The sequence below is a fragment of the Actinomyces sp. oral taxon 448 str. F0400 genome, assembly GCF_000220835.1.
Classification (GTDB): Bacteria; Actinomycetota; Actinomycetes; order Actinomycetales; family Actinomycetaceae; genus Actinomyces.
On the sequence record NZ_GL985606.1, the window covers coordinates 2050691 to 2075554 of the forward strand.

The following is a 24864-nucleotide window of genomic DNA, read 5'->3' on the forward strand; positions in this document are numbered from 1 at the left end:
ATGAGCGGGTGCGCAGCGATCAGTCCAGGTAATCGCGCAGCACCTGGCTGCGCGAGGGATGACGCAACTTAGACATGGTCTTGGACTCGATCTGGCGAATGCGCTCGCGCGTGACGCCGTAGACTTTACCGATCTCGTCCAGCGTTTTGGGCTGTCCGTCGGTCAGGCCGAAGCGCATGGAGACCACGCCGGCCTCGCGCTCCGAGAGGGTGTCCAGGACGGCGTGGAGCTGCTCCTGCAGAAGGGTGAAGCTCACGGCATCGGCAGGGACCACTGCCTCGGAGTCCTCGATGAGGTCGCCGAACTCGCTGTCACCGTCCTCGCCGAGCGGGGTGTGCAGGGAGATCGGCTCGCGGCCGTACTTCTGGACCTCCACAACCTTCTCCGGGGTCATGTCCAACTCGACGGCCAGTTCCTCGGGGGTGGGCTCGCGGCCCAGATCCTGAAGCATCTGACGCTGGACGCGGGCCAGCTTGTTGATGACTTCGACCATGTGGACGGGGATGCGGATGGTGCGAGCCTGATCCGCCATGGCACGGGTGATGGCCTGGCGGATCCACCAGGTGGCGTAGGTGGAGAACTTGTAGCCCTTGGTGTAGTCGAACTTCTCGACCGCGCGGATCAGCCCGAGGTTGCCCTCCTGGATGAGATCCAGGAAGAGCATGCCGCGGCCGGTGTAGCGCTTGGCCAGGGAGACCACCAGACGCAGATTCGCCTCCAGGAGGTGGTTCTTGGCGCGCTGGCCGTCCTGAGCAACCCAGTGCAGCTCACGACGGTACTTCGCCTCCAGGTTATTTCCCTCGGTGGCGAGCAGGTGCTCGGCGTACAGGCCCGCCTCGATGCGTTTGGCGAGCTCGACCTCCTGAGCGGCGTTGAGGAGGGCGACTTTCCCGATCTGCTTGAGATAGTCCTTGACGGGGTCGGCGGTGGCGCCGGCGGTGACGACCTTCTGCGCCGGCTCATCGGCCTCATCGGAATCCGAAACGGTGAAAGAGCCGTCCTTGTTCCTCTCCCGCGACTTGCGCCCCGATCTCTTGGCCGCGGCCTTCTCCGCCTGCTCGCGGCGGATGCGGTCGAGCTCCCCGGTCAGGGCGGCGATCGACGGGCTCATCTTGATGCCCTTGATGACCCAACCGCGGAAGATGAAGCCATTGCTCGTCAGGAACTCGCGGGCGACGACGGGGTCCTCCTCCTCGGGGATCACGAAGCGGGGCACTGGTCCATGGCCGTAGGGGGCCAGCGTAATGGGTTCTTCGAGCGTGCCGTCGCCCGTGAGCTCGAGCCCTTCGACGGTGGTGCGGCTGCGCACGTACAGGGTCGCCCCGGGGGCGAGCCTGACCCCTTTGAGAGCGGCCGGCGTGTTGAAGGGCTTGCGCTTGGAGCCGTCGCCGTTGGCCTCCAGGCTCACGTCCAGGTAGTAGTCCCGTAGCTCGGGAACGGGCTCCTCGCTCTCCTCCTGCTCGCTCTGGGCGGCTTCGGCGTTCTCACCGTCCGGATCGGCGGGGGCGGAGTCACCGGAGTCACCGGATTCGTCGAGGACGACCTCGTCCTCGAGAGCCTTGTCGACGTCATCAGCGCGCTGAGTGCGTTTCCGCGTAGCTGTGGAAGAAGCCACGGAGTTCCTTTCACGTGAGCGAGTGATCGGGGTGGGAGGGGCGCCGCGGACGAACACGTTCACGACCAACGAAGCGGATAACCGCCCGGATGCAGCGTTTATTCCCACCACCTCCGATCGCGGCCCCGGTCCACCGCCCGATCGGGCCGCCCGTTACGCTGATGCGCATGAGTGCCCTCTCCCCCACGCTCCAGGCGGTGCGCACCGCCGTCGAGGCCCGACTCGCCCGGGCCCTGGACGCTCATCGTGCCCGATGCACCGGCGAGGCGCCCGCCGCCGATGAGCTGTTCGACGCGGCCGCGGACCTGATGTCCTCGGGCAAGCGGATGCGCGCGCTGCTCGGCGCCGTCGGCCTCGCCCTGGGTGAGCCGGGGGCCGCACCGGAGCAGCGATCCCGTCTCATGACGGGTGCCGCCTCCGCGAGTCTCGGGTCGGCCCTCGAGCTGTACCAGGCCAGTGCCCTGGTCCACGACGATGTCATCGACGCGTCCGCCACTCGCCGTGGCCGCCCCACGGCCCACCGCCGATGGGCCGCCCAGCACGTCTCGTCGGGCTGGCGCGGGGATGCCGCCGCCTACGGCGAAGGCGCCGCGATCCTGCTGGGCGACCTGCTGCTGTCGCTCGCCGGAATCGAGATCGGGCGGGCCGTCCGACCGCTCGCCGACGGAGCGCGGGCCGGGGCGGTCCGGGACGCCTTCGACGTCATGACAGCCGAGGTCGCCGTCGGTCAGTTCCTCGACGTGCGCGGTGAAATGGTCCTTCCGCCCTCCCCCGACGACGACCCGATCGCCTCGGGGCGGGTCATGCTCACCTCGGCCCTGACCGTGGTCAGGCGCAAGTCCGCCCGCTACTCGGTCATGCATCCCCTGGTCATCGGCGCCCTCCTGGGCGGGGTGACGTCGGCCGACCCTCTGCACAAGGCGCTGGAGATCTTCGGAGAGGAGATCGGCATCGCTTTCCAGCTGCGCGATGACGTCCTGGGCGTCTACGGGGATCCCGACCTGACCGGTAAGCCGGCAGGCGACGACCTGCGCGAGGGCAAACGGACCGCTCTGATGGCCATGGCGTGGCAGCGCGCCGACCGGCCCGGCCGCCTCCTGCTGTCCCGAGTCCTGACCGACCGCGACGCCTCCTCCGAACTGATCGCCGCCGCGGCCGACCTCATTCGCGACTGCGGCGCCCTGGAGGCGCACGAGAAGACGATCGCCGCCCATGCCCGGGCGGGTGTCCGCGCCCTGGATGATGTCCCCTCGGGAGCGCTCGACGACGCCGGTCGCGCCGACCTGTCGTCCCTGGCCCGGGCGCTGACCTCGCGCAGCTCCTGACCTGGACCTGCGCTCGGACCGGTCAGCGCGGCGCAGGCGAATCCGGCCCCGTCAGCGCCTTAGAATCTGCCCGTGGTCAAGGATCCGCTCATCGGTCGACTGGTCGACTCTCGCTACGAGATCGTCGACCGTGTGGCGCGTGGCGGGATGGCGACCGTCTACCGGGCGCACGACCGCAGGCTCGACCGCGTCGTCGGCCTCAAACTCATGCACGCCCATTTAGCCGACTCCCCCGACTTCGTAGCCCGTTTCCGCAGGGAGGCGCGCGCTGCGGCGCGCCTGTCGAACCCGGGCGTGGTGGCGGTCTACGACCAGGGCAGCCTCGACGGCGTCGCCTACCTGGTCATGGAGTACGTCGAGGGCCCGAACCTGCGCGACCTCATCGCCGCCGGCCCCCTGTCGATACGAGAGGCCCTGGGCCTGACGGCCCAGATCCTGCGCCCGCTGGGAGCCGCCCACCGTGCGGGCCTGGTCCACCGCGACATCAAGCCTGAGAACGTCCTGCTGCCCGCGGACGGCTCTGTCGCCAAAGTCGCCGACTTCGGGCTGGCCCGAGCGGTTACCGAAGTGACGCAGACAACCACCGGTAATGTGCTGGGCACCGTGGCCTACTTAGCTCCCGAACTCATCACCTCGGGCAGTTCCAGCCCCCGTGCGGACGTATTCTCCGTGGGAGTCATCACCTACGAGCTGCTCACCGGTGAGCAGCCCTTCACCGCCGACTCCCCCATCCAGATCGCCTTCCGCAACGTCCACGAGGACATCCCCCTGCCCTCGACCACGGTCCCGGACCTACCCGGCGGAGTCGACGGGCTCGTGTCCGCCATGACGCGCCGCGACCCCGAGCAGCGCCCGCAGGACGCCGATGAGACACTGACCCGACTGCGCGAGGCAGTCGCCGATCTGAGCGAGTCGGAACTTGCGGTCAAGCGCGGTGGCGGGCCCGGCTCGGTGCGCACGCAGGAGGTCCTCGCAGCCAATGCCGAGATCGCCCGCACGGCCATGGGCGCGCAGTCGCCGGACGAGACCGTCGATGAGGAGGATTCGCAAACGACACCGGGGGCGGGCCTGCGCACAGTCTCGCTGCCGATCGGCTCGATAGGCCCGCAGGCACAGGGCGGCGGCGACGGGCGCACGCGGCAGCTGGCGCGTGAGGAGTTTATGCGCGCCGACGATCAGGATACGGCCGCGGTGCCGCACAACGACCAGCGCCGGACGCTCCGGCGCCGCGCCGTCCTGGGAGCGGCGGCGACCGCCCTCCTGACAGTAACAGGCACCGGCATCGGAGCCTGGTACGCCTTTAAAGGTCCGGGACGCTCCGTCCCCGTTCCCGAGATCGTCGGTCAGACGGCCGAGGACGCCCAGAAGTCGGTCGAGACCGCGGGCCTGACCTGGGCCGCTCCCAACCGGGAGTACTCAGATACGATCCCGGCCGGATCAGTGGTCTCCTGCGAGCCGGGACCGGGCGACGGCGCGCGCCCGGGCCAGGCGGTCACCGCCGTCGTCTCCCGCGGCGTGGAGCAGAAGAAGGTTCCCGATGTCGTGGGCGAGGCCCAGGACGAGGCCGTCAAGGCCATTACGGACGCCGGGTTGAGCCCGGGCGCGATCACCCAGGACTACTCCACCTCCGTGGCCTCCGGCCTGGTGGTCTCCACCGACCCGGCGGCGGGGCAGAGCGTCAACCATTCCTCGGCGGTGGCGATCGTCGTCTCCAAGGGACGCCAGCCCGCCACCGTGCCCGACGTGGCCGGAATGAACATCGAGCAGGCCACAACGACTCTGGAGGCGGCCGGTCTCAGGCTGGGCGCGCAAACCCGGGTCTTCTCCGACTCCGTGACTGCGGACCTGGTGGTCTCCACCGACCCGGCGGCGGGCGATACCAGCGTCCACCACGGGGACGCGATCGGCGTGGAGGTCTCGAAGGGGCCGGAGACGGTCACGGTCCCCGACGTCAAGGGCATGAAGGAGGACGAAGCCACCAGGGCGCTCAAGGACGTCGGGCTGGAGGCGACGGTTTCCACGTCGTGGGGCGGGCTTCTGGGCAAGGTCCGATCCACCGACCCCGTCGCCGGGACAAACGTCGCGAAGGGCTCGACGGTCACCCTCCACATCATCTGACGCTGTCCGAATGCTCAGACCGGGGACCCCCGAACCAGCCGTCTCACGTCCTCGTCTCGCCGAGTCATCCACCTCGCGCGCGATGCGGACTGACGAACCCGACCGGCCAACGCTCAGCCGCGCAGCATCTCGGCGACCTCGAAAGCCATCTCCAGGGACTGCTGGTGGTTCAGACGCGGGTCCACGAGCGTTTCATAGCGCTCGCCGAGGGTGGCCTCCTCGATGTGCTCGCCCCCGCCGAGGACCTCGGTGACGTCGTCTCCGGTCAGCTCGACGTGGATGCCGCCGGGCACGGTGCCCAACGCCCGGTGGACCTCGAAGAAGCCGCGGACCTCGTCCATGACCGTGTCGAAGCGACGGGTCTTGTAGCCGTTGTCCGAGGTGATGGTGTTGCCATGCATGGGGTCGGTGACCCAGGTGACGGGGCGGCCGTCGGCACGCACGGCCTCGATGAGTGCGGGCAGGGCCTCGCGGATGCGGTCGGCGCCCATACGGGTGATGAGCGTGAGACGGCCGGCGTCGCCGTGAGGGTTGAGGCGATCGATGAGGGCGACGAGCTCGGCGGGCGCGGTCGTCGGGCCGACCTTGACGCCCACCGGATTGCGGACTCCTCTCAGAAGGGCGACGTGGGCGTGCTCGGCCCCGCGAGTGCGCTCACCGACCCACAGGAAATGAGCCGAGGTGTCGTAGAGGCGTCCCGATCGGGAGTCCTCACGGATCATGGCGTCCTCGTACTCCAGAAGCAGGGCCTCGTGAGCGGCGTAGAAATCAACCTGCCTCAGGGCGTCGAAGTCGACCCCGGCGGCCTCCATGAAGCGCATGGCGCGGTCGATCTCCTCGGCGAAGGACTCGAAGCGCGCGTAAGCGGGGTTGGCCGTGAAGCCACGGTTCCAGGAATGGACTTCACGCAGATCCGCGTACCCTCCCATGGTGAAGGAGCGGATGAGGTTGAGGGTGGTGCCGGCACGCAGGTAGGCGTTGAGCATGCGAGCCGGATCAGGGACGCGAGCGGCGAGCGTGAAGGCGTGATCGTTGACGGAGTCGCCCCGGTAGGAGGGCAGGGTGACGCCATCGCGCGTCTCGGTGTCGGCACTGCGGGGCTTGGCGTACTGCCCGGCTATCCGCCCTATCTTGACCACCGGTGTGGAAGCCCCATAGGTGAGGACCGCAGCCATTTGCAGGATGGTCTGAAGCTTGAGACGGATGTTATCGGCCGTGTTGTCGGCGAAGGATTCCGCGCAGTCGCCCCCCATGAGCACGAAGGCGCGCCCCCGGCCGGCAGCGGCCATCTGGGTGCTCAGGGCGTCGACCTCGCCGGCGAAGACGAGTGGAGGGCGGCTTCGCAGGTCGTCGCTCACCGCTTTCAGGGCATCCGCGTCAGGGTAGGCCGGCTGCTGGGAGGCGGGGCAATCGCGCCAGCCGGCCGCGGTGCGTGGGGCGTTGAGCTCGTTCATCACACGGGCATCATATGGCCGTCTGCGTGCGCCCCGGCGCCCTCCATGAAGCAGAATGCCGGGCCCGATGGTGACCGGCGCACCGCCGACGGCGCACCGTCAACGCTCAGTGCCCCGAAGCGGCTTCGGCGGGCTCGACGATCTGGCCGAGATCCCCCATGAGGGAAGTGAACCAGGGCCGGGAGATATCGAAGGGCTTGCCCCCGGCGATGCGTGGGAAAGCGATGGCGCCGAGGACGTCGTCATTCTCCTCATCCTGGCCGATGACACCCGACTCGCCGCGCTGGGCGCAATCGACGGCCACGTCGCACATGGACTTGATGAGGTTGAGATCCTCAGCCTTGGCGTTGGTGGCGCGCGAATAGTAGCCGGACTTCTGAACCATGACCTTCTCGGCACCGATGAGGCCCGCGAACTGCCCCGCGAACCACTGGCCCGGATTGATGGTGTCGAGCTTGACGTGGCCGAAGGGATCGCGCTCGACCTCCTCGCCGCGAGCCTCCTTCTCCGCAATGATCTCAGGGACGCCGGCGCCCTCGGACAGGAAGATGTTGACGTTGCCCTGCTCATCCATGAGGGCCTTGAGACGCTTGGCCTCGGCTGCCAGGTCGAGCTTCATCTCGGGCAGGAAGACGGCGTGAACGTCCCAGCGCTCGCGGGTGAGCCCCAGCGAGGGCGCCCACTTCCTGGATTTGAGCAGCTCATGGTAGCGACGGGCGGTCTCGGCGGTCAGGTAGCCGCAGTTGCGGCCCATGCACTCGTGAATGATGAGCATGCGCGGGTTGGAGCGGTGCTCCCCGATGACGTTGAAGGCGAAGCCGGCGCCCTCCTCGGCGGCCGACCAGGCGCCCAGCGACTGGCGGATCGGAACGATGTCGTTATCAATGGTCTTGGGCAGGCCGACGACAGTGAGCTCGTAGTCGTGCTCGTGAAGGTAGGCGGCCAGATCTGCAGCGGTGGTGTTGGTATCGTCCCCGCCGATGGTGTGCAGGACGTCAACGCCGTCCTTGCGCAGCTGCTCCGCGGCGAACTCCAGCGGGTCGATGCCCTCGGCCACCAGGCCGCGCTCGACGAGGTTCTTGGCGTTGGTGAGCTTGACGCGGGAGTTGCCGATCGGAGAACCGCCGTACTCGCGCAGAACGCCGGCGTCCTTGCGTCCCTGCGCGTCGACGACGATGTAGTTGCCGGTGAGCAGGCCGTGGTAACCGTACTGGTAGGCGATGATCTCGACGCCGGGGGCAACCTCGGTGTAGCGCTCGATGAGGTCGCCGACGGCGGCGGACAGACAGGGGGCGAAGCCGCCCGCGGTGAGCAGAGCGACGCGACGGATCGACATCGATGGCCTTTCGTTGGGACCGGTTTTGACGGGCCCATCCTAGCGGGGCGGACGCGCCGAGGGACAAGAAGATCCTGCAGCAGCGCGATTGAGCGACGGGACTCCCGCTCCCGATACACGCCCGCCCATGACCGACGGCGATGCCGCCAACCGCCGCGGGGTCGCTGAGGCGCCGACTGTCCGTCCCCGGGCTACTGTCTGCCCTCGGTCGGATCCCGGGGCTCGTCGTCAGAGGCATGCGACGCCCCGCCCTCCGTCTCATCGGGCGGCTCGGGCACTTCGACGTCGGGGGCGGGACGACCGCCGGGCGCGGACACCGGCGCGGCGGCCGGCCGCTTGAGCGCTTGAGCCCGAAGCATCTCGGAGACGACCTCGTCAGCGGACATCTTCTCGGCGTCCATCGCCTTCTTGACATCGGCGGCGTACAGGTCGACGTATTCCTGACCGGACAGCGCCATGAGTGAGTACATGATCTCGTCAGTGATCGAGCGCAGCACGAAACGATCGTTCTCCAGCCCCTTGTACCGGGAGAAATCCAACGGCTCACCGACGACGATCCCCACCCGATGCCGGGTCGAGGGGATCGCCTGGCCGATCGGCTGAGCAAGATCCGAGCCGATCATGGCCACCGGGATCACAGGGGCCCCCGTGGCCAGGGCGATGCGCGCCACCCCCGTCTTCCCCCGGTAGAGACGGCCGTCGGGACTGCGTGTGCCCTCGGGGTAGATGCCGAAGAGCTCACCGGATCTCACACGGTCGATGCCAGCCTGCAGGGCCGCCTGCGAGGCCCGGCCGCCCGAACGGTCCACGGGAATGGTGCCGACGGCTGTCATGAAGTTCTTGACGGCCCATCCTTTGAGCCCTCTGCCGGTGAAGTAGTCGGACTTGCCGATGAAGGCGACCTCGCGGTCCACCAGCAGCGGCAGGAAGAAGGAGTCGATGACGGCCAGGTGGTTGGAGGCCAGGATCGCGGCCCCCTCGATCGGGATGCTCTCCTCCCCTCGGATCCACGGTTGATAGAGCATCTCCAGGGCGGGACCGACAGCGGTCTTGATGCCTCGGTACCCCACGGGACCTCCTGTGCTCGGCGGCTGACTGGCGCTCTTCACCGGGTCCGTGGGCCCGCACGGACGGGCGCGGGCGCGGTTGGATCGGCGCCTTGGTGAAGTCTAGCCTCGCACTGTGGTCGATCATGCGCCTGTCGGACCCTCGATCGGAGGACTCGCGGGACCCGATGCCCCTGTCGACGCTCGGGCGCAGTTCCCGGACCGCTGCCCGAGCAGCAGCCGCACCGCCGGCCTGCAGGCCTCTTTCGAGGATATGGGCACGCCTCTGCGAGAGGTGGCCTTCGTCGTGGTCGACCTGGAGACCACGGGCGGAGCGGCGGGCGCCCACGCCATCACCGAGATCGGGGCGGTGCGGGTGCGCGGCGGCACCGTCGAGGAAGAGTTCTCCACACTGGTCGACCCGGGCAGGGCCATCCCGGCGCAGATCACGGTGCTGACCGGCATCACCAATGCGATGGTGGCCGGGGCCCCGTCGGTAGGCGAGGCGCTGGTCTCCTTCCTGGAATGGGCTCGCTGGTCCGAGGCGGACACGGTTCTGGTGGCGCACAACGCGCGCTTCGATGTCGGTCATCTGCGCCGGGCGTCCCGAGAACTGGCATTGCCCTGGCGGGAGCCGACAGTGCTGGACACCCTCGCCCTGGCCCGCCGGACCTGGGGGCGCTCGGATGTGCCCAACCACCGTCTGGGAACTCTGGCCTCCTTCGTCGGCTCCCCTACCAGGCCGACTCACCGTGCCCTGGACGACGCGCGGGCCACCGTCGACGTCCTCCACGCCGCCCTTCAGGTCCTGGCTCCGCAGGGCGTCACCCATCTGGAGGATCTTGCCACGGCTACCGATCCGGTACCCGCGCGGCGCCGGATCAAGAGCCGCATGGCCGACGGACTGCCCACCGGGCCGGGCGTCTACCGTTTCCTCTCCCGAACCGAGCAGGTCCTGTACGTCGGCTCGGCGGTCAACCTGCGCCGACGAGTGCGCTCGTACTTCACCGCTGCGGAGAAGCGGCCGACGATCGCCCGGATGCTGGAGACGGCCGTCGGGGTGCGGGTTATCGAGACGGCCACCGAGATCGAGGCGCGAGTGCGCGAGCTGCGGCTCATCGCCGAGCTCAACCCTCCGGCGAACCGACGCTCCCGGACACCGCAGCACCGGCCCTGGGTCCGCCTGGCGGACGCCCCCGAGCCGCACCTGGTGACGACGACGGCGCTGGCGAGCGACGACGTGCTCAGCGCCGTCGGTCCCTTCCCCTCGCGTTCGGCGGCCCGGGAGGCGATCCGCGCGGCCGAGTCGGTGCTGCGGCTGCGAGCCTGGGACGGGCGGGCGCTGAAGTCGCCGATCGCCGGCGGCACCTCGGCGGATACCGGCACCGCGATGCGCGCACTGTCGGGCGAGGTGGATCTGGTGGCCGTCCCCGTCCTAAGACGCGTGGAGGAGCTGGCCGCTCGGGAGCGTTACGAGGAGGCCGGAGCGTGGACCGCCCGCCTGCGCTCCCTGCTGCTGGGGGCGAGTCGGGCGGAGCGGGTCAGGCCGCTCCTGACGTGCCCGCATCTGATCGCGGCGCGGCGACGCGATGGCGGCGGCTGGGAGCTGGTCGCTGTACGCTGGGGGCGGCTGGCAGGAAGCATGACCACACCAGCGGGGGCGGACCCGCGGCCCGCCGTCGATGCCCTGCGGGCGACGGCGCAGGTGGTCGAGCGCCCGCAGCGCGTGGGAATGGGCGCCGGTGTTGACGAGACCCTGCTGCTGGCGGACTGGGTGCTCGACGCCGGAGCGCGCCTGGTGGAGGTCGCGGACTGCGGGAATGAGGACGGGAGCGGCTGCGCCGTCCTGAGCTGGCCGATCGGAGCCGCTGCGCGCCATCGCCGGGTCCTCGACTCGGGACCCTAGCCGGTCGGAATCCGAGTCCCCCACGAAAGTCGAATTGCGCGGGCGGGGACGAAACGCCGGGGATGCGGGAATTCCGCCGAGAACCCCGCCTTCACCCGGATCGGCCGGAACCGACCCCGATCCAGAGGGGGCGCCGGGCCTCGCCCCGGACGAAAACGAATCGGTCAGCCGGCCGGGACGACCGCGCCGCGCCGAGCCCGAAAGGCCTTGGTCACGCCTTCCTGGAGAGCCATCGGGTCGAGAGGACGGGGCACAACGGCCTCGGCCTTGGACCAGGCGGCGAGCCAGTCGTCCTGCGGACGGGCAGTGAGCAGCACCACCGGGGGACGACTGTCGAGCTCGGTGAACAGCTCGTGGGCCAGACCCATGCCGCCGAACTTCTTGGTCTCGGCGTCCAGCACAAGGACGTCAAAAGGCGCCTTCCCCTCTTTGGCCCGATCCCTGATGGCCAGCCTCACGCCTTCGGCCGTGGCGGCTCTGGTCCAGGACACCAGCGGCAGTCCCCTGGCGGGGCGCCGGCCGACGCCCTCGATCACCTCCTGACGCACCGAGGCGTCGTCGGAGAAGACGAGGAGCTCGAGACGGTCGGTCGCGGCCTGGTCGGTCATGCTGTCCTCCAAGACGGGGCGGGGCTCTTCCGCAGTCAGTGTAATCGCCCACGCGGTCCCGTCCGACTCACCAATCAGCGTATACCATGAATGCTGTCCGATACGGCGGGTCCTAACTATGGAACCGCTTATGGAACCGATCGCATCCGACCCGCGAACCCACCGATGAAAGGCACGCACCATGGCCCTGTACACACTTCCCGAGCTTCCCTACGACTACGCAGCCCTCGAGCCCCACATCTCCGGGCGGATCATGGAGCTCCACCACGACAAGCACCACGCCGCCTACGTCGCCGGCGCCAACACCGCCCTGGACAAGCTCCGGGCCGCCCGCGCCGCCGATGACTTCGCCGCGGTGAACCTGTGGGAGAAGAACCTCGCCTTCAACCTCGGCGGTCACATCAACCACTCGATCTTCTGGAAGAACCTCTCCCCGAACGGCGGCGGCGAACCCGAGGGCGAGCTGGCGGAGGCGATCAGGGACTCCTTCGGCTCCTTCGAGGCGTTCAAGAAGCATTTCACCGCCACAGCGCTGGGCATCCAGGGCTCGGGCTGGGCGGTGCTCGCCTACGACTCCGTGGCCGGCGGGCTCGTCATCTTCCAGCTCTTCGACCAGCAGGGCAACGTTCCGGTCGGCACTATCCCGCTCTTCCAGGTCGACATGTGGGAGCACGCCTTCTACCTCGACTACCTCAATGTCAAGGCCGACTACGTCAAGGCCATCTGGAACATCGTCAATTGGCAGGACGTGTCCGAGCGTCTGGCCGCAGCGGTCGCTCGTACCGAGTCACTCATCGTGCGCTGAGGGTCGGACACGCAGAGGGCCGGCCGGACCCAGGTCAACGACTCCTGGGCTCCGGCCGGCGTGAGGACCCTTAACGGGTCCGCCGTGCCCGCTGAGAGCTCGCGGACCCAGAGCTTGGTCAGAGCTTGGTCTCGATATCCATGACGTAGGCCGCAGCGGGTGCGGGTGCGGTGGATCCCCTCCTCGTGGCGGTCCCGGCCGCCTGAAGCAGAACCACGCGCGAACCCACCGGAACTCCGATGAGATCCGCCAGCCCCGGAGCCTGGGCCATGGTGATCGTCTGAGGCAGGCCTGTGTCCCAGGTGGACTCGGAGGCGGAATCGTCCCACGTGGTCATGGCCGTGTTGACGCCTATGACGTCCTGATCGGTGATCGGATCGCCCGTACCGCGTGCCAGGACGATGACCTTGGTCTCGGTGGGCTCCGTCGCCCCCTCGGCCACCGAGACCGTTGCGGGGGCACCGAGGTCACCAGAGACCGACACACCCCAGGACGCCGCATCCGCCTCACCCTCCATGGTGGCTCCGGCGGTGGAGGGTGCGGCCACGACGTCGACGACGAAGACGAGCGGGCCGGTCGGTCGGCCCTGACTCTGATCGTCGCCGTAAGCGAGATCAGAGGGGACGCCCACCAGGAGCCGATCACCCACCCGGTGCCCCACCAGGCCGCAACGCCAGCCGTCGACGACTCCCCGCAGGGAGAAGCTCGACGGCTCTCCGCGGTCGAACGAGGAGTCGAAGGTGGCGTCGGAGTCCCACTGCCATCCCGCGTAGTTCACCGTCACGAACGAATACGCCTCCACCTCGGGACCGTCCCCCTGGCTCAGGGTCTTGACGGTGAGATTGTCAGGCGCCAGCTCACCGCTCCAGGTCAGGCTCGGTGCGGAGCCTGGGTCTGCGGAGACCCCCGGCAGGGCCGAGGAGTCGGAATCGATGGTGAGGGTCGAGCAGTCGACGGGTTGAGACGTCGTCGGCGTGGGTGTCGCCCCGGCGGCGTCGGTCGATACCGACTCGGAATCGGTGCCGCCGCCCGAGCAGCCGGTGAGGGCCAGCGCGACGGCGAGGGCGGAAGCCGACAGTGCGAGAGGCCGACGACGCGCCACCGAGTCTCCTCGAGTCGGGGGCGGGATCAGTTGAAGGACTCCCCGCAGGCGCAGGTCCCCGCCGCGTTCGGATTGTCGATCGTGAACCCCTGCTTCTCGATGGAGTCGGCGAAATCGATGGTGGCGCCGGCCAGGTAAGGCACACTCATCCGGTCCACGACGACCTCGATGCTCTCGAGCTCAGCACCACCGGTCGAGAAGGAGCGGACGGCGTCGCCGTCGAGCAGGCGCTCGTCGAAGTAGAGCTGGTAGACCAGGCCGGAACAGCCGCCGGGCTGAACGGCCACGCGCAGGCGCAGGTCGTCGCGCCCCTCCTGCACCAGGAGACTGGCGACCTTGGCGGCGGCGGCCTCGGTGAGCAGAACCTCGTGCTCGGGGGCCTCGGCGGTCGTATCTGCGGTCAGGGTGGTCTCTGCCATGTCATTCTCCTCGTGAACGGTCGGGTACTCGCGGACTCACGGTCCCAACGCCCCGATGGGGCACCTTGTTCGACACCACCCTACGTCGTCAACCCGCTGCTACCCGCGTGACGACGCTCACTGGGAGCGGGGCACGCTCCGCTCGCGAACGCGATCAGGCCAGCGCCACCAACTCGAGATAGTCCTCGCTCCACAGATCCTCGTCGCCGTCGGGCAGGAGGAGCACCCGGTCGGGACCCAGGGCCTCGACCGCCCCCTCGTCGTGGGTGACGAGCACGACGGCGCCGGCGAAGGTCCCCAGCGCCCGGAGAATCTCCTCGCGACTGGCCGGGTCGAGGTTGTTGGTGGGTTCGTCCAGCAGCAGGACGTTGGCGCTGGAGACGACCAGCAGGGCCAGCGCCAAGCGGGTTTTCTCGCCGCCGGACAGGACTCGGGCGGGCTTGTCGGCGTCGGCGCCGGAGAACAGGAAGGAGCCGAGCACGCTGCGCACCTGCGTGTCGTCCAGGCCCGGGGCGGCGCTGCGCAGATTCTCCACGACGGTCCGGGAGGTGTCGATCGTCTCGTGCTCCTGGGCGTAGTAGCCGATCTTGAGGCCGTGGCCCACGATGACCTCGCCCGAATCGGGCTCCTCCACCCCGCCGAGCAGGCGCAGCAGGGTCGTCTTGCCGGCGCCGTTGAGGCCCAGGACGACGACGCGGCTACCGCGATCGATGGCCAGGTCCACGCCTGCGAAGACCTCCAGGGAGCCGTAGGCCTTGGACAGGCCGCTCGCGCGCAGCGGGGTCTTGCCGCAGGGGGCGGGATCGGGGAAGCGCAGACGGGCGACCCTCTCGGCGATCCGCTCATCCTCCAGACCCTCCATGAGGCGGTCGGCGCGCTTGAGCATCTGCTGAGCCGCGACGGCCTTGGTCGCCTTGGCGCGCATCTTCTCCCCCTGAGCGCGCAGAGCGGCGGCCTTCTTCTCCGCGTTGGCGCGCTCGCGACGACGGCGATGCTCATCGTCCGCCCGCTGCTTGAGATAGGCGTCCCAGCCCAGGTGATAGACGTCGAGGACGCCTCGATCCGCATCCAGGTGCATGATCTGGTTGACGGTGTTGCGCAGGAGCTCGACGTCGTGGCTGATGACGATGAAGCCGCCGGAGTAGGCGCGCAGATGGTCGCGCAGCCACAGCACGGAGTCGTGGTCGAGATGGTTGGTGGGCTCATCCAGCAGCAGCGTGTCGGGCCGCTGGAAGAGAACTCGGGCGAGTTCGACGCGGCGCCGCTGGCCGCCCGACAGCGTGCCGATCTCCTGGTCCAGGACCCGATCGGGCAGCCCGAGAGCGGCGGCGATGCGCGCCGCCTCACTCGCGGCCGCGTAGCCGCCGGCCATGGTGAACTCGTGGTCCACACGCGTGTAGCGGTCCAGGGCCTTGGCCATGGCGTCGCCCTCGGTGGTGGCAATCCGCTCCTCCGCTTCGCGAATGCGGACCAGAAGGGTGTCAATGCCGCGGGCGGAGAGAATACGGTCCCGGGCGGCCTCGGTGAGGTCCCCGACCCTGGTGTCCTGAGGGAGGTACCCGACCGATCCGTTGCAGGAGATGGTGCCCTCGTGCTCGACGGCCTCCAGGCCATGGCGGTCGTCGGCATCGGCGACCGCGTGGCCGGTGCCCTGCTCGACGGAAGCGGCGGCCAGAAGCTTGGTCATGGTGGTCTTACCGGCGCCATTGCGTCCGACCAGCCCGATGCGCATGCCCTTATCCACCCTGAAGGTCGCACCGGCGACGAGCTGGCGGGCGCCGATGCGCATGATGAGGTCCTGGACGTTGATCACGCGCGCCATCGTACGATCGGTGCGGGACGCTCCCCGACGCGGCGACGGCGGGAAGCACCCGGTCATCGGTCACAGTGACGGTCATATGCCAGTCGCCGTACGGTCAGCGCTGGTCGCGCCGCCGATCACTCGATCACTCATCTGCGCAGTCCCGGGCGGATCGCTGCGTATCTTACGGAGCCGTGCGTCTGGCGATTCTCAATCCCACCACATCCAGGTCCCCAGCGGCCCGCGCGTCCAATTCCGGCGCAGGGGCCGCATCTCATCGGGCACGGACTCGGCGTCCAGACTGTAGCGGGTGCGGACCGTCTCCCACAGGGCGAGGCATCGGCAGTGCTCGTCGTGGATCTCGCAGACTTCGAGCCCGAGCAGGTCGGGATCCGCGATCCACAGGGCTTCGACACTCACCCGCTCGTCATGGCGCTGGGGGCCGATGGCGTAGCCGGACAGGCGCACGCGCCCCTGAGCGCGGACGCAAGCCCGCAAAAGCGCCCCCGTAGTCGGCGCGAGGTTCTGCCGATCCCCCAGCTGAGCAGGCGGAAGGATCTCCAGAAGCCGACGGGCGGTGCGCGGGCCCAGGTCATGGTAAGGGGTGTAGTCGTCCTGAGGCACGCCGTCGACAATCAGGCCGTACGGGCCGCGACCGTACTCGGCGGGAATGGTGATCGAGCGCATCTCGTCGCGACACCGGGCGAGCTCGCGCCACAGGCCGACGGTCACGGTCCAGCCGCGGGGCCCGTACAGCCCGTCCTCCGCCTCCCGGTCGGGGTCCCGGCCCTGCCGAGGAGTCGCGCGGGGGCCGGCGCCGCCGGCCCCGTCGACCGTCCCCTCTCTCGTTCCATCGCTCGTATCGCGAGCTGTTCCGGTGGGGAGCTGGGCTGGGTCAATGTCGGGGGTGGTCGTCGTGGTCATGGCAAGGCTCCTCGGCGTATCGCGGTCTGCAGCGGCGTCCTCGCCGCCCGGTCCGAGTGTGGGTGAGAAAGGATCCGCTCCGCTGAGCACCTGTGGACACCGGCTCCCGAGGGCACCGCGGACGGCGCGTGTGGAGCCCGGTGGATCCGCCCGCGCTCCGGACCCGTGTAAGCGCAACGAGCCGCGTCGGGTCGAGAACGGCGCTATAAGCACCGCTCGTCGCAACTGTACGGACCCGTGGTCGTAGTCCCGTCAATGGATCTGACCACGTGCAGCGATCATCGCGCTATCCTGCACTTCAGTCCCATCTCCTCGGGACGGTCCCAACCCTGGCCCCGGGTCCCCGCGGCGTCGCGGGAGGGTCCAGGACCGACGAAAGGCCCTCGATGACAACAACAACCTCCGCCCCGGAGGCGATTCTCGCCGCCGTCGGCGGGCCCGAGAACATCATCAATTTCACACACTGCGCGACGAGGCTGCGTTTCGAGCTCAACGACGCCTCCGTCGTCGACAAGGCAACGGTTGAGGCGATTCCCGGCGTCATGGGCGCAGTCCCCCAGGGCGGGGACCGCTACCAGATCGTCATCGGCGGCGCGGTCGCCAGCGTCTACGAGCAGATCAACAACCTGCCGGAGATGAAGAAGAGCACCTCGGGCTCCCAAGCCAAGACCGACGCCGAGGTCAAGGCCGAGGCCCGCGCGAAGACACGCGGCAAGAATGCCTGGATCGATGCCTTCTTCGAGTACCTGTCCGACTCCTTCCGTCCGCTGCTGCCGGTTCTGCTGGGCGCCTCGCTCATTATCGCGGTGGAGGCGATCTGCGCAACCTTCCACATCATTGAGGCCCACTATGAGAGCAACATGGATAAGCCGGCGCTACTGGTGTTCGTCGACGCCATGTACCGCAGCGTCTTCTACTTCCTGCCGATCATGGTGGCCTACAACGCTTCCAAGAAGCTCAAGATCGACCCCTGGGTCGGCTCCGCCGTCATGTTGGCGTTGCTCACGCCCGAGTTCCTCGATCTGAGCAATCACCCGAGCACGACCTGCGTCCACAACGACACCCTCAACTCCGACCTGTGCACCGCCCACATTCTCGGCCTGCCCATGCAGCTCAACGAGTACGGCGGCCAGGTCTTCGTTCCCCTGCTCATGGTCGCGGTGCTCGCCCTGGTTTACAAGGGGCTGGTCAAGATCGTCCCGAACAATGTCCAGATGGTCTTCGTGTCCTTCCTCTCCTTCATCATTATGATGCCGGTGACGGCCTTCCTCATCGGCCCCCTGGGCGTGTGGATCGGCACCGGCCTGGGTACGGCCTTGTTCTGGCTCAACTCCCACGCTCCGATCGTTTTCGCGATCATCATCCCCATGGTCTACCCCTTCCTGGTGCCGCTGGGTCTGCACTGGCCGCTCAATGCCCTCATGCTGGCCAATATCGCCCCCAACTCGGCTACAGGTGGAATCGATTTCATCCAGGGCCCCATGGGGGCGTGGAATTTCGCCTGCTTCGGCGCCACCGCGGCGGTCCTCATCTGGTCCGTGCGAGATAAGGACAAGGAGATGCGCCAGACCGCCACCGGCGCCCTCTTTGCGGGGCTCTTCGGCGGCATCTCCGAGCCGAGCCTGTACGGTATCCACCTGCGCTTCAAGCGCATTTACCCGTTCATGCTTGTCGGCTGCGCCGTCGGCGGTATTGTCGAGGGCATTGGTGGTGGTGTCCAAATCAACACCTTCGTCTTCACCTCGCTGCTGACGATTCCGGTCTTCGACCCGATGCTCCTCTACGCCATCGCCGTCGCCGCGGCCTTCGCCACCTCCTTCTTCCTCATCGTCACCTTCGGCTACCGCACGAAGGAGGACAGGGCCAAGGCACTCGCCGCAGCGGGCGTCGCGGTCGAGGCCGACCCCGCTGAGACCTCCGCCGACCTCGCGCTGGAGGACTCATCCGCCCCGGACGCATCCGTGAGCGCCGAGGGAGAGGCGGCCGGCACAGGCGGCCCCGCCGACGACGCCGGTGAGGACGACAAGGGCGACGAGCCCAAACCCGCACTGGCGCCCGGCGCCGTCACCGAGATCGTCGCGCCCCTGACCGGCACCGTCATGCCGCTGGACGAGGTGCCCGACCCGGTCTTCTCCTCCGGTGCTGTCGGCCAGGGCGCCGGAGTAGCCCCCACCGGCGAGATCGTCGTGACCGCCCCCGGAGACGGCACGGTCGTCGTCGCCCCCGCCTCCGGGCACGCCTACGGCATCAACCTGGACAACGGGGTGGAGGTCCTCATCCATGTCGGCCTGGACACCGTCAACCTCGAGGGTAAGGGCTTCGATGTCCTGGTCAAGCAGGGCGACCGTGTCACCGCCGGCCAGAAGCTGGTCCGCGTGGATCGCACCGTCGTCGAGGAGGCGGGCTACTCGCTGACCACGCCAGTGCTCATCACCAACACGCCCAAATTCTCCTCGGTGGAGGTCATCGGCGAGGGCGAGGTCGACACGGGCGCCCCGCTCATCCGAGTCACCGCCCCGGAGGCCTCGGAGAGCTAAGCCCGCGCGGCCGGCCAACCGTCGATCGGTCGTCGCCCGGCCCCCGGTCTGAGGCCGTCGATGATCGCTGGCGAACTCAAAGCGTTAACGCGGACGGCATCACTCAGGTGCGCCCGGCCACGAGAGAGCGTCTCGTGGCCGGGCGCACGCGGGCCGGGGCATCCGGATTCCGGCGGTCATCAGTGGACGCCCTCGTCCTCCACGTCCACATAGCGCTCTTTCGACCCGCCGGCATCGGCGGCGCTCAACGTGGCCGCGTAGTCGGGGACCTCCAGCTGCAAGGCGCGAGCGGTGCGCTGGTACCCGGTGGACGGCGGGCGCTTCGGGAACTTCATCGGGGGCCGCTCGACGTGCTCGTAGGGGATGGAGCCGAGCAGATGATGGATCATGTTGATGCGCGCCTTGCGCTTGTCCTCGGACTCGACTACGTGCCAACGCGCCGTCTCGATATCCGTGTGCACGAACATCTCGTCCTTGGCACGTGAGTAATCCTCCCAGCGAGTGATCGACTCCAGATCGGTGGGCGAGAGCTTCCAACGGCGCATGGGGTCGGTCTGCCTCGACTTGAACCGTTTGTACTGCTCCTTGTCCGACACGGAGAACCAGTATTTGCGCAGCAGGATGCCGTCCTCGACGAGCATCCGCTCGAAGATCGGGCACTGCCGCAGGAAACGCTGGTGCTCCTCGGGAGTGCAGTAGCCCATGACATGCTCCACACCGCCGCGGTTGTACCAGGAGCGGTCGAACAACCGGATCTCGCCGGCTGCCGGCAGGTGCGCGATGTAGCGCTGGAAGTACCACTGGGTGCGCTCGCGCTCGGTAGGCGCGGGCAGCGCGACCACCCGTGCGATCCGGGGATTGAGATATTCGGTGATCCGCTTGATCGCTCCACCCTTGCCCGCGGCGTCACGTCCTTCGAAGACCACTACGACTCGGGCACCGGTAGACCTGACCCACTCCTGCATCTCAACCAACTCAGCCTGCAGACGCAGCAGCTCGGCTTCATACAGGGAACGATCCATTTTGGGGTGTTTCTTCGCCATAGCGGAAGTGTCGCACAGATCACGTTCACGCACAGGATCTTCAAGACGATCCGCGGCGCTCCCCGACCGTCAGTCCTCCACGCGCACCGCCCAGAAGGCGACGGCTGCGGCGGCCGCGACATTAAGGGAGTCCACTGCTCCGGTCATGGGGATGCGCACGACGTAGTCGGCCGCGGCGAGGGTGCGTCGTCTCAAACCATCACCCTCGGTCCCGAGCACCAGGGCGATCTTCGAGTCCGGCGCGGTGCATACGGGCCGAGCAGCGAAGTCGTCGAGGTCCACCGCGTCATCGCTCAGAGCCAGAGCGACCACACTGCAGCCGGCGTCGTGCAGCTCGTCCGTGGCGGGCCACCGGGGAGCCCTCGTCCACGGCACCTGGAAGACGGTGCCCATGGATACCCGCACGCTGCGCCGGTACAGGGGGTCCGCACACCGCGGAGTGACCAGGACGGCGTCGACGCCCAGCGCCGCAGCCGAGCGGAATGCGGCCCCGACGTTGGTGTGGTCGACCAGGTCCTCCAGTACGGCCACGCGGCGGGCGCCCCGTCCACCGCGGGCCGAGGCGAGTAGGCGGGAAACGTCGACCAGAGCCGGACGGTTCATGGCGGCCAGAGCGCCGCGGTGAAGGTGAAACCCGGTGATCGTCTCCAGCAGCTCCTCGCAGGCGAGCAGGACGGGCACGGGGCCGCCGTCATCGCGCCCCTCGCACCCTCGGGCGGCCGCGATGACGGGCCGCATCTCCTCCCAGTGGCGTTCGGCCATGAGGAAGGAGCGGGGCGAGTGGCCCGCCTCGACGGCGCGGGCGATGACCCTGGTCGACTCCGCCATGTACAGACCCCGTTCCGTCTCCAGCCGGCGCCGCAGGGCGACGTCGGTCAGACGGGTGTAGTCGGCCAGAAGCGCCGGGCCGCTCATCCGACCGGCCGTGACGGCATCGCCGGCCAGTCCGCCGCTGGCACTACCGGCACTGCCGGCGTTGTCGGCACCGGGGTGCTCGCTCAGACGAATGATCACGAGCCGAACCAGCCCGTGTTATCGCGGCCGACAACCCCGAGCGATACGGGGGGAGCCTCCCCGAAGCGGTCGGCGGCGATGACGACCCCGCTGCGCACCGGGGTCGGCGGCGAAGGGTCCTCGCAGAGGCTCGGAGAAACTTCCAGTGGCACGCCCGGGAGATTAAATCCGTCCATCGAACTCCGTCCTGTTCTCCTCGGCGACAGAACTCTTTTGAGACGCGATTCACGTCCGATCCGGTCGGCGAAGCCGTGCGAGAACCGGGCCGGCGGAAACTACCGGGGTTCGACCACGGCCACGGCGCCGTCGACGTCGGTCACGCGCACCAGGCGGCCCGCGTCCAGGCGCAGGGCCCTCGCTCCGGCGTGCTCGGCCAGGCGAGCGCACCACTTCTCGCCGTCGAGGTGGACGCGTCCCCCGCGGGCATCGACGGTCGTCAGCACGACGGCCTCGCACCCGATGAGGGTCTCAGCACGGGTGAGCGCGGGGGCGGCCGCCCCCGGACGGCGTCCGATCCGAGGCCTGACGACGCTCAGAAGGAGGACCGACCCCGTGACGAAGACCAGAGTCTGGGCCCAGAAGGGGGCGCCGACGGCGGCCGCTACGGTACCGCCCAGCGCCCCGCCGGCGAGCATGAGGAACGTCACATTCGCCGCGAGTGCCTCGATGACCCCCAGGACGAGGCAGGCGCCGAGCCACCATAGCCAGATCATCGCGCTCCCCTGTCAGTCGGCCTCGCGCGCTCCGGTGTCCGCTGCTCAGGCGAGATGACGGCCGGAGGGAGCGGCGGAGGCTCCACGGGCGGCATACCGTCCGCGGTCCCGAGTGATCTCCAACGGCAGGCCGAAGGTCGTCGACATGACGGGAGCGGTCAGGACGTCATTCAGGGGTCCCGCGGCCACGACCGCACCGCCGCGCAGCGCGAGCGCATGCGTGAAACCGACCGGTATCTCCTCAAGGTGATGAGTGACCAGCACCATCGAGGGCGAGCCGGGCGCTGAGAGGATCTCCGTCAGGGCGGCCAGCAGTTGCTCACGGCCGGCGACGTCGAGACCGGAGGCCGGCTCGTCCAGGATGAGGAGCTCGGGATCGGGCATGAGAGCCCGGGCGATCTCGACGCGCTTACGCTCCCCAGAGGACAGGGTCGCCCAAGCCCGTCCGACGAGCTCGCCGGCGCCGAGAGCCTCCAGGAGGGCACGGGCGCGCTCGATATCGGGGTCGTCGTACTCTTCGTGCCACACGCCGATGCGCCCGTAGGACGCGGACAGCACGACGCTCAGCACGGACTCCCCGCCCAGCACCTGGCCGGCCAGCGCGGAGGAGCACAGGCCGATCCTGGGGTGGAGCTCGGCGATGTCGACGCGCCCCATTCGCTCGCCCAGAACGTCGACCGCGCCCGAGGAGGGGAACAGTCTCGCTGCGGCGATGCGTGAGATGGTGGTCTTCCCCGCTCCGTTGGAGCCCAGCAGCACCCAGTGCTCGCCCTCGTCGACGCTCCAGCTCACATGAGTCAGGATATGGGTGGTCCCGCGATGGAGCGAGACGTCGTCGAGGCGGAGCACGCTGGTCATGGCGTCACCTTATCGCGCTGAGGTGACACCGGATGCATCATCCGCGCGGATCCGCACAGGGGAGAACTCGCCGCATCCTCGCGCTCCCCTCGCCGCCACGCCATCCGCGCCATCGACGACCGGGGTCGGTTAGGGTCGACGCCGTGGACCCCTTCGACCCTCCCGTCTCCGTCGTCCTCGCTCTGTGGGCGACCAGGCCCTCCTCGCACGGCGCCGCCGTCGTCGAGGGCGCCGACGGAGCCCACGAGGTCGACGACCCGACATCGTCCTCGAGGGCGGGGCGGGTGTCGTTGGCGATGTGGCTCGCCGCGGCCGGTCCGCTGACCCGCGCCGTCGCAGTGCTCGTCTCCCCCGCCGATCCGGCGGCGGTGCTGCCCGGAGCCGTCGACGTCGGCGAGTGCGTCGTCGCCGAGACGCTCTCGGGCCGGCGGCTGGCGCTGGTGCCGCAGGCCAATGGGACCAGCCGTGTGTGGCGGGTGCACGACATGCACACAGCCCTGACCCCGTTCGACGCCGCCCAGGCGCGTCGGGACGTTCACACGGCGACCGAGAAGGCCATCGAAACGCTCACCGAGCTCGATCTCGCCCGCGAGCGTCCCGAGCTCGCCGATACCCTGACCGACCTGGTCGCCGCCACGCTCGACCCGGCGCTCGTACCCCCGTGGTTGGAGCCGCGCCGCCGCGGGCTGCTCGAGCGCTCCCTGCGCCTGGGCGCGATCTGCGAGCTGGCGCTCCAGGACGACGGCGCGGCCGCCACGGCGCTGCAGGCCAGCAGGCGCTCGCAGGTTCTGCGCCCCCTGTTGGCCGTGGCGCGCACGGGCGTGTCCGCGGCGACCGACTGGTGGGCTCCGCGGCGGTGAGACGGGTCGATCACGGCGGCGCCCCATGGTCCGGCAGCAGGTTGTGCTCAGCCCGCCCGCAGCACCCAGCGGTAAACCTCCATGGTGCGCTCGGCGATGGCCCGCCAGGAGAAGTGCTCCTCGGCACGACGACGCGAGGCCGCACCCATCGTCCGAGCGCGCGCCTGGTCGGTGACCAGCGCGGTCAGCCGCTCGGCGAGGTCGGCGACGAAGCGGTCGGGGTCGGTCGGCGTGCCCGTACCGTCCTGGACCTGCTCGATGGGCACGAGCAGGCCGGTGACACCATCGTCGACGACCTCGGGAATGCCGCCGGTGGCGCTGCCGACGACGGGCAGGCCCATGGCCATGGCCTCGAGGTTGACGATGCCGAGAGGCTCGTAGACCGAGGGGCACACGAAGACGTCGGAGGCCGCCAGTACTGCCTGCAACTCGCGGTGGGGCAGCATCTCCTCGATGAGAATGACGCCGGTGCGCTTGGCCTGGAGGCCCTCGATGAGGGTATCGACCTCGGCCTTGATCTCGGCGGTGTCCGGAGCACCGGCGCACAGGATCGCCTGGACCTCGGCCGGGAGCTGCTCGATAGCGCGCAGAAGATGGGGCAGGCCCTTCTGACGGGTGATGCGTCCGACGAAGACGACCGTGGGGCGGGAAGTGTCGATGCCGTAGCGGGTACGGACCCGCTCGGCCAGGGCCTCGAAATCGGCGTCGGTCGGACGTGCCCACGCCTCCAGGTCGATGCCGTTGTGAACGACCTTGACGCGCTCGGGATCCACCTCGGGGTAGGAGCGCAGAATGTCGGCGCGCATGCCCCCGGAGACCGCGATGACGGCGGCGGCGCCGTCGTAGGCCTGTTTCTCCGCCCAGGAGGACAAGGCGTAGCCGCCGCCGAGCTGCTCGGCCTTCCAGGGCCGCATGGGTTCCAGGGAGTGGGCGGACAGGACGTGCGGGATGTCGTAGAGCAGGCCCGACAGATGCCCGGCGAGGTTGGCGTACCAGGTGTGGGAGTGGGCGATGTCGGCGCCGGCGACACCCGTGACCATTTCGAGGTCGACGCCGAAAGTCCGCACAGCGGCGTTGGCGCCGTCGAGCTCGGCGACCTCGGGATAGCCGATCACCCCGGGGTCGGCGCCCTCGGCACCCGGCTCGCGCGGACCTCCGAAGGCGCGCACGCGAACATCCGCCAGGGGACGAAGAACCTTGGCCAGCTCGTTGACGTGCACTCCGGCCCCGCCGTAGATGAAGGGCGGGTACTCCTTGGTCAGCAGGTCGACCCTCATGGGTGCGTCTCCTCGCTCGCGCCGCTGCGCGCGGTTGAAACCGATTGGAACAAAATGTGCGGTCGGGGTGGCGGGCTCGTCGGGCGTGAGCCGCCACACGTCC

20 protein-coding genes are annotated in these 24864 nt (G+C 69.0%); 6 read left to right on the plus strand and 14 right to left on the minus strand.

What is annotated here, in order from left to right:
- Positions 1-19 precede the first annotated feature (19 nt).
- A complete protein-coding gene (locus HMPREF9062_RS08720; protein WP_009749745.1) occupies positions 20-1615 on the minus strand; it encodes an RNA polymerase sigma factor in 1596 nt (531 codons plus the stop codon).
- A 167-nt stretch (positions 1616-1782) separates the two neighbouring features.
- On the opposite strand from HMPREF9062_RS08720, the gene HMPREF9062_RS08725 reads away from it, so the two are divergent.
- Positions 1783-2940, plus strand: coding sequence for a polyprenyl synthetase family protein (locus tag HMPREF9062_RS08725; RefSeq protein ID WP_034254066.1), 1158 nt, complete (start codon positions 1783-1785; stop codon positions 2938-2940).
- A 72-nt stretch (positions 2941-3012) separates the two neighbouring features.
- Positions 3013-5058, plus strand: coding sequence for a Stk1 family PASTA domain-containing Ser/Thr kinase (gene pknB / locus HMPREF9062_RS08730; protein WP_009749748.1), 2046 nt, complete (start codon positions 3013-3015; stop codon positions 5056-5058).
- Between the two features lie 113 nt (positions 5059-5171).
- On the opposite strand, the gene HMPREF9062_RS08735 is transcribed toward pknB, so the two are convergent.
- The 3 genes from HMPREF9062_RS08735 to HMPREF9062_RS08745 form a co-directional block, all read right to left on the minus strand.
- Positions 5172-6512 carry a class II 3-deoxy-7-phosphoheptulonate synthase gene (locus HMPREF9062_RS08735; RefSeq protein WP_009749749.1) on the minus strand — a complete coding sequence of 447 codons (1341 nt, stop codon included), beginning with the start codon at positions 6510-6512 and terminating at the stop codon, positions 5172-5174.
- 106 nt (positions 6513-6618) lie between these two features.
- Positions 6619-7848, minus strand: a complete 1230-nt coding sequence (locus tag HMPREF9062_RS08740) for a pyrophosphate--fructose-6-phosphate 1-phosphotransferase (protein WP_009749750.1) — start codon at positions 7846-7848, stop codon at positions 6619-6621.
- Positions 7849-8039: 191 nt separating this feature from the next.
- Positions 8040-8918: a lysophospholipid acyltransferase family protein gene (locus HMPREF9062_RS08745; RefSeq protein WP_009749751.1), complete on the minus strand. Its 879-nt coding sequence runs from the start codon at positions 8916-8918 to the stop codon at positions 8040-8042.
- 229 nt (positions 8919-9147) lie between these two features.
- Between HMPREF9062_RS08745 and HMPREF9062_RS08750 the strand changes: the two genes are divergently transcribed.
- Positions 9148-10800 carry a DEDD exonuclease domain-containing protein gene (locus HMPREF9062_RS08750; protein WP_034254900.1) on the plus strand — a complete coding sequence of 551 codons (1653 nt, stop codon included), beginning with the start codon at positions 9148-9150 and terminating at the stop codon, positions 10798-10800.
- A gap of 164 nt (positions 10801-10964) precedes the next feature.
- Here HMPREF9062_RS08750 and HMPREF9062_RS08755 read toward each other — a convergent pair whose 3' ends face one another.
- Positions 10965-11408 (minus strand): hypothetical protein, encoded by a 444-nt coding sequence (locus HMPREF9062_RS08755; protein WP_034254069.1) that lies wholly within the window; start codon positions 11406-11408, stop codon positions 10965-10967.
- Between the two features lie 181 nt (positions 11409-11589).
- Here HMPREF9062_RS08755 and HMPREF9062_RS08760 point away from each other — a divergent pair, with 181 nt between their 5' ends.
- Positions 11590-12213, plus strand: coding sequence for a superoxide dismutase (locus HMPREF9062_RS08760; RefSeq protein ID WP_009749754.1), 624 nt, complete (start codon positions 11590-11592; stop codon positions 12211-12213).
- Between the two features lie 118 nt (positions 12214-12331).
- Here the strand turns inward: HMPREF9062_RS08760 and HMPREF9062_RS08765 are convergent, their stop codons facing one another.
- From HMPREF9062_RS08765 to HMPREF9062_RS08780, 4 genes are all read right to left on the minus strand, one after another.
- Positions 12332-13315 (minus strand): FKBP-type peptidyl-prolyl cis-trans isomerase, encoded by a 984-nt coding sequence (locus HMPREF9062_RS08765; RefSeq protein WP_009749755.1) that lies wholly within the window; start codon positions 13313-13315, stop codon positions 12332-12334.
- A 26-nt stretch (positions 13316-13341) separates the two neighbouring features.
- Positions 13342-13734, minus strand: coding sequence for a HesB/IscA family protein (locus HMPREF9062_RS08770; protein WP_009749756.1), 393 nt, complete (start codon positions 13732-13734; stop codon positions 13342-13344).
- A gap of 154 nt (positions 13735-13888) precedes the next feature.
- Positions 13889-15556: an ABC-F family ATP-binding cassette domain-containing protein gene (locus tag HMPREF9062_RS08775; protein WP_009749757.1), complete on the minus strand. Its 1668-nt coding sequence runs from the start codon at positions 15554-15556 to the stop codon at positions 13889-13891.
- Between the two features lie 189 nt (positions 15557-15745).
- Entirely contained in the window at positions 15746-16459 is a 714-nt protein-coding gene (locus HMPREF9062_RS08780) for a hypothetical protein (protein WP_009749758.1), read from the minus strand.
- Positions 16460-16845: 386 nt separating this feature from the next.
- Between HMPREF9062_RS08780 and HMPREF9062_RS08785 the strand changes: the two genes are divergently transcribed.
- Positions 16846-18996 (plus strand): glucose PTS transporter subunit IIA, encoded by a 2151-nt coding sequence (locus HMPREF9062_RS08785; RefSeq protein ID WP_009749759.1) that lies wholly within the window; start codon positions 16846-16848, stop codon positions 18994-18996.
- A gap of 179 nt (positions 18997-19175) precedes the next feature.
- On the opposite strand, the gene ppk2 is transcribed toward HMPREF9062_RS08785, so the two are convergent.
- The 4 genes from ppk2 to HMPREF9062_RS08805 all read right to left on the minus strand — a co-directional run bounded on the left by ppk2 (position 19176) and on the right by HMPREF9062_RS08805 (position 22624).
- Positions 19176-20018: a polyphosphate kinase 2 gene (gene ppk2, locus HMPREF9062_RS08790; protein ID WP_009749760.1), complete on the minus strand. Its 843-nt coding sequence runs from the start codon at positions 20016-20018 to the stop codon at positions 19176-19178.
- A gap of 90 nt (positions 20019-20108) precedes the next feature.
- Positions 20109-20954 carry a TrmH family RNA methyltransferase gene (locus tag HMPREF9062_RS08795; RefSeq protein ID WP_034254902.1) on the minus strand — a complete coding sequence of 282 codons (846 nt, stop codon included), beginning with the start codon at positions 20952-20954 and terminating at the stop codon, positions 20109-20111.
- Positions 20955-21328: 374 nt separating this feature from the next.
- Positions 21329-21766, minus strand: a complete 438-nt coding sequence (locus HMPREF9062_RS08800) for an NfeD family protein (RefSeq protein WP_009749762.1) — start codon at positions 21764-21766, stop codon at positions 21329-21331.
- 45 nt (positions 21767-21811) lie between these two features.
- Positions 21812-22624, minus strand: a complete 813-nt coding sequence (locus HMPREF9062_RS08805; RefSeq protein ID WP_009749763.1) for an ABC transporter ATP-binding protein — start codon at positions 22622-22624, stop codon at positions 21812-21814.
- A 143-nt stretch (positions 22625-22767) separates the two neighbouring features.
- Between HMPREF9062_RS08805 and HMPREF9062_RS08810 the strand changes: the two genes are divergently transcribed.
- The gene (locus HMPREF9062_RS08810; RefSeq protein ID WP_034254072.1) at positions 22768-23484 is read left to right on the plus strand and encodes a hypothetical protein; all 717 of its coding nucleotides are present in this window, start codon (positions 22768-22770) and stop codon (positions 23482-23484) included.
- A gap of 47 nt (positions 23485-23531) precedes the next feature.
- Here the strand turns inward: HMPREF9062_RS08810 and glgA are convergent, their stop codons facing one another.
- Positions 23532-24761 (minus strand): glycogen synthase, encoded by a 1230-nt coding sequence (gene glgA / locus HMPREF9062_RS08815; RefSeq protein WP_034254075.1) that lies wholly within the window; start codon positions 24759-24761, stop codon positions 23532-23534.
- Positions 24762-24864: the final 103 nt, after the last annotated feature.